General features: G+C 58.6%; 1 protein-coding gene. It reads right to left on the bottom strand.

Going from position 1 to position 1,240, the window contains the following annotated elements; all coding sequences use genetic code 11:
- Positions 1 to 28 precede the first annotated feature (28 nt).
- Positions 29 to 1,158 (bottom strand): IS3 family transposase gene (locus GD429_RS39995; protein ID WP_321575150.1). Its coding sequence is split into 2 segments (ribosomal slippage): positions 29 to 906 and positions 906 to 1,158, totalling 1,131 coding nucleotides; the frame shifts between segments, so codons are not numbered across the junction.
- Between the last annotated feature and the right edge of the window lie 82 nt (positions 1,159 to 1,240).

Raw genomic sequence — 1,240 nt, 5'->3', positions numbered from 1 at the left:
TGAGGCTGGCCCAATTTCCGTCCCAGTCTTAATTGGAAAATTCCGGCTCTTCGGGGCGGGCCGAACCGGCCCGATCGGTGCACTGGCGGGCGAATTCCGCCGGTGTCATCCACTGCAGCGCAGAGTGAGGGCGCGCCTCGTTATAGTACTCGCGCCAGACCTCGATTTTGCGTCTGGCGTCTTCAAGCGACAAGAACCAGTGTGCGTTGAGGCATTCCTCGCGAAAGCGTCCGTTGAAGGATTCATTCTTCGCATTGTCGGTCGGCTTGCCAGGACGCGAGAAGTCAATCTCCACGCCATTCTCGTACGCCCATTTGTCGAGCGCCTTCGAAATGAATTCACTACCATTGTCTGCCTTGATATAGCGGGGAAGCAGGCGATACTGCGCAAGTCGGGTCAGCGCGGCGACAACGTGCTCGCCACGCAACGAGCCGTCGACTTCAATCGCCAGGCATTCTCGCGTGTAGTTGTCCACGATCGTGAGCGTACGTAAGCGACGGCCGTCGAACAGCGCGTCCGCGACGAAATCCATACTCCAGATTTCGTTGATTGCGCTCACTGACTGCTTTGGCTGTCGGCGCCGGGCTGACTTGTTCCGTCGAGGTCGTTTGTGGCGCAACGAAAGCCCCAGTTCGCGATACACGCGTTCTACCCGCTTATGGTTATCTCTCCAGCCTTCCCGGCGAAGCATCACGTACACGCGGGGCGCACCGTAATGCACCCGCACTTCCGTGATCTCCTTGATGCGCATCTCCAGCGCGCTTTGATCCCGCGCGACCGACTCGTAACGGTAGACCGTGCGGGACAACTGCAACAATGCGCAGGTTTGCCGCTGGCTCGCGCCGAAACGCTGCATCAAGTCCGTGACCAGATCACGGCGCCGGGAAGGCTTCAGAGCTTTTTTGACAGCACATCCTGCAGCATGGCCTTGTCCAGCGACAGATCGGCCACGAGCCGCTTGAGCTTCGCGTTTTCTTCCTCAAGCTGCTTCAGCCGGCGCAGTTCCGAGGGTGACAGCCCACCGTACTTCGTCCGCCAGTTATAAAACGTCGCGTCGCTGATCCCCATCTTGCGGCAGACCTCCGCGACAGGCGTACCCAACTCGGCCTGCTTCAACGCGTATGTGATCTGCTCTTCGGTGAACCTGCTCTTCTTCACGGCATGACCTCCTGGTCTCGATGACAACGTCATGCCGGAATTTTCCACTTCCAAATGGGACAGTTTTGTGGGCTAGGGTCAA

This window comes from Burkholderia sp. BE17 (assembly GCF_009362305.1).
Lineage (GTDB): Bacteria > Pseudomonadota > Gammaproteobacteria > Burkholderiales > Burkholderiaceae > Burkholderia > Burkholderia pyrrocinia_C.
The sequence above is the reverse complement of the archived record's forward strand: the minus strand, read 5'-3'. Positions and strand labels throughout refer to the sequence as shown.